We start from the raw sequence: 7,881 nt of genomic DNA on the forward strand, positions 1-7,881 counted from the left end.
AGCCTATGCGTACCGCGAAGTCCGCTCCGCAAATATCATCACCCGGCTCGGAGCGGCGGCGGCTGTCAGCGTGTTCTACACCGGCGCGCTGATCGTTTCGTACTTTCTGATGCAGCGCGCGGGCCTGTAGGTCGGGCCACGCCCGACGGCGCCGCAGATCGGCGAAGGGGCTGTCGGGCCAAGCCCGACCTACAACCCCGACCTACAAGTTCTTCGCCGAAAAGGTATCGCAGCCGGCCACTACGCCACCCTCGAAACCGGCCTTGAACCAGCGCACCCGCTCCGCCGAGGTGCCATGGGTGAAGGCATCCGGCACCACCGTGCCCTGCGCCTGTTTCTGCAGACGATCGTCGCCGATCGCAGTCGCAGTACGCAGCGCTTCGTCGATGTCGCCGGCCTCCAGCCACTGGTGGCGAGCCTGCGCGTGATGCGCCCAGACGCCGGCCAGGCAATCGGCTTGCAGTTCCTGACGCACCAGCAAGCCGCCATCGCCCCGCAGCTCCTCGCCACGCTGGCGCGCCGCATTCACTTTCTCGGATACCCCAAGCAGGGTCTGCACGTGATGGCCCACTTCATGGGCGATCACGTAGGCCTCGGCGAAATCGCCGCCGCCGCCGAGTTGATCGCGCATCTGCACGAAGAAACTGGTGTCGAGATAGACCTGCCGATCGGCCGGGCAGTAGAACGGCCCGCTGGCTGAAGTGGCGCCACCGCAATCGGTCTGCACACGGCCGGCGAACAGCACCAGCTTGGGCTCGACATAGCGGCTGCCGGCCTGCTGGAAGATCGCGCCCCAGACGTCCTCGGTATCGCCCAGGATGCGGGCCACGAACTCGGCTTCGCGATCATCCTGCGGTGGTGCCGTGCCCGGCTGGCTGCTGCCCTGGATGGCATCGGCAACGCCGGACTGTTCGAGCAGGCCGATCATCTCCAGCGGGTTCTTGCCGAGCAGCACGCTGATGACGACGACTGCGAGCATCGCGCCGGCGCCGAGCTTGCCGCCGCCTCCACCGCCGCCACTGCGCCGGTCTTCGACATTGCCGCTGCGCCTGCCCTTGTTCCAGTCCATCGTCTGCCCCGGTTATTGACGAGCATTCTAGGGGCGTCTCAGGACTGTCGACAGCGCTACAACAGCCTTGGCCCGCTCGATCGGGGCCAAGGCTTCACGGCTCTACTTGCGGTGCGGCTTCGCCAGCGCCACCACCTTGGCCTTGACCGCAGGATCGTTCTGCGTCGCCGTGTAGATCTCGGCGTAACGATCGGCCGTCAGGCCCTTGGCTTCGATCGCCTTTTCCATACTCGCGGTGGCTTCATCCTCGAGCTTCTCGGCAGCGGCGGCCGTGGTGGCGGCTTCCCGCTTGGCCAGCGAAGCGCTGTTGATCTTGTTGACTTCAACCGAGGCGGCCACGAATTGCTGCAGTTCCTTGTCGCTGGGTGCCGCGTCTGCAAATGCTGCACAAGACAGCGTGAGCGCGAACAACGGGGCGATGTGACGAAGTTTCATATGCGGTCCTCATGCTTGGGGCTGGGCGGAACGCCTGCCAGTTTTTGGTGCACTTAATCGACCCCGGTCATTCCGGCAAGTTCAGCGCCGCGTCCGGATCGCCCACCTGATCGGCCGCCACTGCAGCCTCCGCACCGCGGCGCGACTGCCCTTCCGGCCCGGCCAGAAAGTCCGCCGCGAACGCCGCGAAAGTGCCGGCTTCGAGCGCCGCGCGGATCCGCTTCATCAGGTTCAGGTAGTAGTGCAGGTTGTGGATGGTGTTCAGCCTCGCACCGAGAATCTCGTTGCAGCGATCGAGATGATGCAGATAGGCGCGCGAATAGTTCGTGCAGGTCTCGCAGTCGCAAGCCGGGTCGAGCGGCCCCGGATCGGTGCGGTGCCGCGCGTTGCGCAGCTTGATCACACCTTCGGACGTGAATAGATGACCATTGCGGGCGTTGCGCGTGGGCATCACGCAATCGAACAGATCAATGCCGCGCGCCACGCCCTGCACCAGATCGCGCGGCGTGCCGACGCCCATCAGGTAGTGCGGGCGATCCGCCGGCAGGATCGGGCCGATGGCATCGAGCACCTTCAGCCGCTCGCCTTCCGGCTCGCCCACCGACAAGCCGCCGATCGCATAGCCATCGAAGCCGATATTGGTCAGCCGCTGCAGCGATTCGGAGCGCAAGTCCGCATGCATGCCGCCCTGGACGATGCCGAACAGCGCGCCGCGCGGCTCGGTCTCCGGCAGCGGCGTACCGTCCGGGGGTGGCGGTGCGGCCTCGGGTGTCCAGGCCAGATGCGCGGTCTTGCAGCGGGCGGCCCAGCGCGCCGACAGCTCCATCGACTTGCGCGCTTCCTCCGGCGTCGCCGGATATGGCGTGCATTCGTCGAACTGCATGATGATGTCGCTGCCCAGGCCATGCTGGATGGCGATCGACTTCTCCGGCGACAGAAACACCTTGTCGCCATTGATCGGCGAGGCGAAGTGCACGCCTTCCTCGGTCAGCTTGCGCAGCTCGGCCAGACTCCAGACCTGGAAGCCGCCGGAGTCGGTGAGGATCGGCCCGTTCCAGTTCATGAAGCGATGCAGGCCACCGAGCGCGCGGATGGTTTCGTGCCCCGGCCGCAGCCAGAGATGGAAAGTGTTGCCAAGAATGATCTGCGCCCCGCCTGCGCGCAGTTCGGCCGGCGTCATCGCTTTCACCGTGCCGTAGGTGCCCACCGGCATGAACTGCGGCGTCTCGATGCTGCCGCGCGGGAAATGCAGACGGCCGCGCCGGGCGGCGCCCTCGGTGGCAAGAAGTTCGAAACGCATGGTGTGGACACGGCAGATGGAAGCGGAATGCCGACGATTATCCGGCATCCGGCGGCTATGATCGGCAGACGCCGTTTGCCAGCCCTTAGCCAACCTCGACCACAGGACCCGCACCCCGATGATCCGCCTGCACTACCACCCGTTTTCGACCTACGCCCGCCGGGTCCGCATCGCGTTGATCGAGAAAAACATTCCGCACAAGCTGGTCGAAGTCGACCTCGCCGGCCGCGCGCACAAGAAGCCGGAATACCTGGCGCTGAATCCCTACGCCCGCGTGCCGACCCTGGAAGAAGACGGCTTCGTGCTCTACGAATCCTCGGCGATCATGATGTACCTCGAAGACGAGCATCCGGAACCCGCGCTGATCCCTGGCGACAGCAAGGGCCGCGCCGAAGTCGACATGCACCTACGCCTCTGCGACGCCCAGATGGCGACGCCGGCCGGCGTGATCATCTTCCAGAAGCGCTTCTTCCCGGAAGCGAAATGGAATCTTGAATCGATCGCCAAGGCATCCGCCGACATCGCCAAGCATCTGAAGATTCTCGACCGCCAGCTCGAAGGCGTGGACTACCTCGTCCATGATCGCTACACCCTGGCCGACATCGCCTACATCCCGTTCCTGCAATTCCTGCCGCTCATGGTCGACGCCGCAAGCGTTCCGGCCAATGTCGCGAAATGGAGTGCCGAACTGCTGGCACGCCCCAGCAGCGTCGAAACCGCACCAGCCAAATGATCCGTTCGATCCATCAAGACCGCGCCTGACATGAAGCTGCCGAACTACGATCACGTGCCAGCGAAAACGGTCCGCTTCTGGGCCCTGTTCGATACCGGCGTGATGTCGCTGGCGCTGCCGTTCACTTCACCATTCTTCATCCGCTTCCTGTACTGGCTGAATGGATGGATCGGTGGCAGCTCGACAGCACCCGTGTTCGATCCACTGGCGATGTTCTTCGTCAACCTCGCCGGCATGCTGGTGCTGGTCTGGGTTGCGGCGCGGTTGATCCGACCGCTCGGCGTGTTCGCATTGATCGACGCTGTCGGCCGCTGCGTGGTGTCACTGCTGATCGCGTACTACATCTTGTTCGAGGGTGTGATCCCTGTGTTGTGGCTATTCGTGGCGACCGAGATGCTGGGGGCGGTGGCGCAGTTTAGGACGCTGCAGCCACGTGCTGCCGGCGCTTGAAAGCCTTGGCTCTTTGGGCAAACGTGGGTGCGTTGCAAAATAGCGGGTCTGGACTCGCCTTACCCTTTTCAATCAACGAATGAGCCTCCCTAACTTCGCGACGACCGCTGTACTTCTCTGTGCATGCACGTGGTCACCGGCAAGCGCGGAGAACAGCGACGAACAGACCGTGCTCGAATTCGAGAATGCATCTCCGGAAACGCGACTCAGTATCGGCCTGTATGCCGACGATTACGACTGCTCCGGCTTCCGGCCGGTTGCGTCGATCTCCAAGACTTCCAGCAAACGCTGGAATACAGCACGCAAGCCCTATCAGACAGTAAGCCTTCAATACATGGGCATCCTGCCCCATTCACGCGAAGACTCGATCAAGTTCAGCAGCTGCACGGTCACTATGAGCTTTCGTGCCGATGACGCACCGGCTTACCGGATAAGCGCCGGGGCCGGTTCCGCGCTGTGCCAGATCAACGTCGCCAAACGTGAATCAGGCCCTGACGGAGAGCGATGGACGCCGATTCAGGCCAGTCTTCGCACGCTTGTGGCATCGCTGCCCAGCCCGCCAGCGCCGTGGTGTATTCCCGATGCCGCGTTCAGGGATAGGCCCTCATCAGCAACAGCCGGCGCGAAGTAAACAGTGACCGTCGTGCTCTCATGGCAAGCCGCAAGGGAACTTGCACTGTCTTTACCGGACGCGGAGCAGCGCGATCATTTCGGAAGCCCCTCGTTTCGGGTGAAAGGAAAGATATTTGCTCAGCTGTCTGCTCGAGACAGCGAGGAGCAGCGCGTGCTCGTCAAATTACCGGCTGCAGATCAAGCAGCGCTGACGATGTCAGACCCCGATACATTTTTATCTGTGCCGCAATGGGGCCAGCATGGCTGGACTTACGTGCAGCTCGCCACAGTCGAAGAGTCGATGTTGCGTGGCCTACTTATTCAGTCGTGGCGGCAGGTCGCTCCGAAAAAGCTGGTCGCGGCTTATGAAGCACACAAGAGAAACGGCGTGTCTTGACTGAGACTAGCCAGAACCAACGCGGCGTGATCAAGGGCATGGCCAGCGGCCTGGCACTCGCTGCCGCCGCGATGGCCTTGACCGCTTATGCGCTGCATCCACTCGGCGCCTCGCTTGCCGAAAGAGCGTCACTGCTCGCGCTTTGCTTGCTGCCTCCGGCCGCCACGCTCGCAATCTCGATTGCGCGGTTGGCGAAGCACCGCTTCTTCACGCCGGCCGATATCGATGGCAGTGCGCTGACCGAGGGCAGCGACCGCGCCAGGCTGCTGCAGGCTTTGCTGCAGAACACGCTGGAGCAAGTGGCGCTTGCGGTGCCGGTCTATGTCGCCTGGGCGTTCCTGGCGCCGCCCCGCTTGCTGGGTGCGCTGGTCGCGGCCTCAGGGCTTTTCCTGATCGCGCGGCTGCTGTTCTACAAGCGCTACGCTTCCGGTGCCGCGGCCCGGTCGCTCGGTTTTGCGCTGACTTTCTACCCGACGGTTCTATTGCTCATCGGGTTGATTCCGTTGAGCTTGCTCGGGATTTTCGGCTAGCCGTTCGGTGGGCTTATCCGCAGCCCAGTGAACTTAGGCGCCGGGCTCGCTGACATACCCAGATGAGAACCGAAAAACAGAAGATGCTCGCGGGCGAGCTTTATGACCCGATCGATCCTGTGCTCAGCCAGGAACGCGATCGCTGCCGCAATCTGTGCCTGGCGCTGAACGCCACACGCGAGGAGCAGAAGGAAGAACGTCAGCGCCTGCTGAACGAGCTGCTCGGCAAGCAGACCGATGCCTGGATCCAGCCGCCGTTCTTCTGCGACTACGGTACGAACATCGTTCTCGGCACCAAGGTGTTCTTCAACTTCAACTGCGTGGTGCTCGATGTCATGCCGGTGACCATCGGCGACAACGTGCTGTTCGGCCCTGCGGTGCAGATCTACACGGCCACCCATCCGATCAGCGCGGTGGAGCGGCGCAAATGGCTGGAGTCCGCAAGGCCGATCACCATCGGTTCGGATGTCTGGGTCGGCGGTGGCGCGGTGATCTGTCCGGGCGTGACGATCGGCGATCGATCGGTGATCGGCGCCGGCAGTGTGGTCACTCGCGATATCCCGCCGGATGTCTTTGCCGCCGGCAATCCGGCGCGCGTCGTTCGTCGCCTCGATGAACAGACGTCTGCTTCAAGTGGCGCAGGCTGAAGTGCCTGCCACAATCCGATCCGATGACCCAGCCAACACCCGCTCGCAATCTTTCCTGCCCCTTGTGCGGCGGCGCCAACGCCTGTGCGCCAGCGCAATGCGGCAGCTTCGACACCGCTTGCTGGTGCCTGACCGCAAGCTTCGATCCGGCGCTGCTGGCTACTGTTCCCGAAGCTGCACGCGGCCTGGCCTGCATCTGTGCCCGCTGTGCGGCAGCGTCGATTTCCGCAGTTTTGCCGCAGCCGAATTGATGTCCGCTCGAAGCGGGCGCTGAAGCGCCGCATACTTCGCCCAGAACCGGAGGCCCCTGATGTCCATCACCTCTAGCAGCAACGCCGCTGCCACGGCGCTCGCCAACGAGCTTGCTGCGCAGCGCCAGCGCGCACGGTCGGCTTCGCTGCGATTCAATCTGCTGCTCGGCTGTGCCACAGCAGTGGCGATGGCGCTGTGGCTTGGCGTCCCCGTCCAGACGATCGCCGATGACCCCGAACTGGCGCATCTGCTGCGCGGCATGGCGGCGATCAAGGCGGCCATCGTGGTGGTCACGGTGGCGGTGCTGCACTGGCGTTTCGGCCGCGCCCTGTCGGCCCGGCTGGCGAGCCTTTATCTGGTCGGTGCCTGGCTGATCGCCGGCGCCAGCATGATGATCTGGCAGCTCGCGCAGATTCCGACCGCGGCGTTCTCATTCCATCTCGGCGCCTTCGTGCTGCTGGCCACGGCCTGGCGCGATCGCGCCAGCTGAAAGAGAAAGCGGAACCATGATCGAAACCTTCGTCGGCGTGCTGGCTGGGCTGGCCACCATCGCGCTCGCACGCAAGATTCGCGGCGAGCACTGGGTCTACGCGCTGAGCCTGATCAGCCTGCCGACCATCTACGCCGGCTTCGCCTGGGTTGCCGGCGAGAGCCGGATCGGCTGGCAGGAAATGCTCTTCGGCCTGCCGTTCCTGATCGGTGGCGTGGTGCTGACTCTGGCGCGGCAGCAGTTCCGCTGGGCGGCGGCGATTGTCGGCGCGCTGTGGCTGGCGCACGGCGGTTACGATCTGCTGCATCCGCAGCTGTTCATCAATCCGGGTGTGCCGGCCTGGTATCCGGCGTTCTGTGCCGGTGTCGATATCGTCGTCGGCCTGTATCTGCTGAGCCTTGCGTCGACACCCGCGCGTCGCGATCTACAGGCTGCCTGAGGCAAAAAAAACCGGAGAGCCGCTTGCACGGCCTCCGGTCAGTCCTCTCTGCTGCAAGCAGGCGGTGCGAGCGCCCTTCTGAAGAGTTGTTTCAGGCGATCTCGAAACCTTGGTACTGCTTGGCCTTCAGGTCGTCGCAGACCGCACGGTAATTCTGGGCGCCGCCGGCATAGGCCAGCAGGCGACGCGGCTTGCCTTCGACGTTGCTGCCCATGTACCAGGAGTTGGTTTTCGGCACCAAGGTCAGGTTCGCCACTTCGTCGTGGTGGGCCAGCCAGTTGTTCTCGATCTCGGCGCCGGGCTGGATCGCCTGCTTGCCGGTCTTGCGCACGTAGTCGACGCAATCGGCAATCCAGTCGACCTGCTGCTGCAGGCAGGTGGGCACGTTGCAGAACGCGGCGGCCGGCGAGTACGGCGCCATGGTCATGAACATGTTCGGGTAGCCGTGCACCTGCAGGCCCATCGTGGTGTGGATGCCGTGCTGGTTCCAGTCGTCCCTCAGTGACTGGCCGCCTTCGCCGCGCACG

General features: G+C 63.9%; 12 protein-coding genes and 1 pseudogene. 9 read left to right on the forward strand and 4 right to left on the reverse strand.

The window, feature by feature from the left end:
- Positions 1-202: 202 nt before the first annotated feature.
- The 3 genes from QZY06_RS07485 to tgt form a co-directional block, all read right to left on the reverse strand.
- Positions 203-1,069, reverse strand: a complete 867-nt coding sequence (locus QZY06_RS07485; protein WP_295682327.1) for a neutral zinc metallopeptidase — start codon at positions 1,067-1,069, stop codon at positions 203-205.
- A 102-nt stretch (positions 1,070-1,171) separates the two neighbouring features.
- Entirely contained in the window at positions 1,172-1,504 is a 333-nt protein-coding gene (locus tag QZY06_RS07490) for a DUF4168 domain-containing protein (protein WP_295682329.1), read from the reverse strand.
- Between the two features lie 67 nt (positions 1,505-1,571).
- A complete protein-coding gene (gene tgt, locus QZY06_RS07495; RefSeq protein ID WP_295682332.1) occupies positions 1,572-2,804 on the reverse strand; it encodes a tRNA guanosine(34) transglycosylase Tgt in 1,233 nt (410 codons plus the stop codon).
- A gap of 118 nt (positions 2,805-2,922) precedes the next feature.
- On the opposite strand from tgt, the gene QZY06_RS07500 reads away from it, so the two are divergent.
- The 9 genes from QZY06_RS07500 (at position 2,923) to QZY06_RS07535 (ending at position 7,354) form a co-directional block, all read left to right on the forward strand.
- On the forward strand, positions 2,923-3,537 hold the full coding sequence (locus QZY06_RS07500) for a glutathione S-transferase family protein (protein ID WP_295682335.1): 615 nt from the start codon (positions 2,923-2,925) through the stop codon (positions 3,535-3,537).
- A gap of 30 nt (positions 3,538-3,567) precedes the next feature.
- Positions 3,568-3,987, forward strand: a complete 420-nt coding sequence (locus tag QZY06_RS07505) for a hypothetical protein (protein ID WP_295682339.1) — start codon at positions 3,568-3,570, stop codon at positions 3,985-3,987.
- A 169-nt stretch (positions 3,988-4,156) separates the two neighbouring features.
- On the forward strand, positions 4,157-4,618 hold the full coding sequence (locus tag QZY06_RS07510) for a hypothetical protein (RefSeq protein ID WP_295682341.1): 462 nt from the start codon (positions 4,157-4,159) through the stop codon (positions 4,616-4,618).
- Positions 4,619-4,621: 3 nt separating this feature from the next.
- Positions 4,622-4,996 carry an MmcQ/YjbR family DNA-binding protein gene (locus QZY06_RS07515; protein ID WP_295682344.1) on the forward strand — a complete coding sequence of 125 codons (375 nt, stop codon included), beginning with the start codon at positions 4,622-4,624 and terminating at the stop codon, positions 4,994-4,996.
- A gap of 71 nt (positions 4,997-5,067) precedes the next feature.
- Positions 5,068-5,526: an MAPEG family protein gene (locus QZY06_RS07520; RefSeq protein WP_367275584.1), complete on the forward strand. Its 459-nt coding sequence runs from the start codon at positions 5,068-5,070 to the stop codon at positions 5,524-5,526.
- 62 nt (positions 5,527-5,588) lie between these two features.
- Positions 5,589-6,173, forward strand: a complete 585-nt coding sequence (locus QZY06_RS07525; RefSeq protein ID WP_295682350.1) for a sugar O-acetyltransferase — start codon at positions 5,589-5,591, stop codon at positions 6,171-6,173.
- Positions 6,174-6,196: 23 nt separating this feature from the next.
- Entirely contained in the window at positions 6,197-6,424 is a 228-nt protein-coding gene (locus QZY06_RS22165; protein WP_367275583.1) for a cysteine-rich CWC family protein, read from the forward strand.
- Between the two features lie 59 nt (positions 6,425-6,483).
- A complete protein-coding gene (locus tag QZY06_RS07530; RefSeq protein ID WP_295682353.1) occupies positions 6,484-6,915 on the forward strand; it encodes a hypothetical protein in 432 nt (143 codons plus the stop codon).
- Positions 6,916-6,931: 16 nt separating this feature from the next.
- On the forward strand, positions 6,932-7,354 hold the full coding sequence (locus QZY06_RS07535; protein ID WP_295682359.1) for a hypothetical protein: 423 nt from the start codon (positions 6,932-6,934) through the stop codon (positions 7,352-7,354).
- 91 nt (positions 7,355-7,445) lie between these two features.
- Here the strand turns inward: QZY06_RS07535 and QZY06_RS07540 are convergent.
- Positions 7,446-7,881 (reverse strand): annotated as a pseudogene (locus QZY06_RS07540) (cyclohexanone monooxygenase); the annotation flags it as partial.

Origin of the sequence: uncultured Nevskia sp. (genome assembly GCF_903885465.1) — a bacterium.
Classification (GTDB): domain Bacteria; phylum Pseudomonadota; class Gammaproteobacteria; order Nevskiales; family Nevskiaceae; genus Nevskia.

What these genes read in the sequence shown, in the direction of transcription:
- QZY06_RS07505 (WP_295682339.1), top strand. Translation starts at nt 3,568, where the DNA reads ATGAAGCTGCCGAACTACGATCACGTGCCAGCGAAAACGGTCCGCTTC.
- QZY06_RS07500 (WP_295682335.1), top strand. Translation starts at nt 2,923, where the DNA reads ATGATCCGCCTGCACTACCACCCGTTTTCGACCTACGCCCGCCGGGTC.
- QZY06_RS07535 (WP_295682359.1), top strand. Translation starts at nt 6,932, where the DNA reads ATGATCGAAACCTTCGTCGGCGTGCTGGCTGGGCTGGCCACCATCGCG.
- QZY06_RS22165 (WP_367275583.1), top strand. Translation starts at nt 6,197, where the DNA reads ATGACCCAGCCAACACCCGCTCGCAATCTTTCCTGCCCCTTGTGCGGC.
- QZY06_RS07490 (WP_295682329.1), bottom strand. Translation starts at nt 1,504, where the DNA reads ATGAAACTTCGTCACATCGCCCCGTTGTTCGCGCTCACGCTGTCTTGT.
- QZY06_RS07525 (WP_295682350.1), top strand. Translation starts at nt 5,589, where the DNA reads ATGAGAACCGAAAAACAGAAGATGCTCGCGGGCGAGCTTTATGACCCG.
- QZY06_RS07530 (WP_295682353.1), top strand. Translation starts at nt 6,484, where the DNA reads ATGTCCATCACCTCTAGCAGCAACGCCGCTGCCACGGCGCTCGCCAAC.
- QZY06_RS07520 (WP_367275584.1), top strand. Translation starts at nt 5,068, where the DNA reads ATGGCCTTGACCGCTTATGCGCTGCATCCACTCGGCGCCTCGCTTGCC.
- QZY06_RS07485 (WP_295682327.1), bottom strand. Translation starts at nt 1,069, where the DNA reads ATGGACTGGAACAAGGGCAGGCGCAGCGGCAATGTCGAAGACCGGCGC.
- tgt (WP_295682332.1), bottom strand. Translation starts at nt 2,804, where the DNA reads ATGCGTTTCGAACTTCTTGCCACCGAGGGCGCCGCCCGGCGCGGCCGT.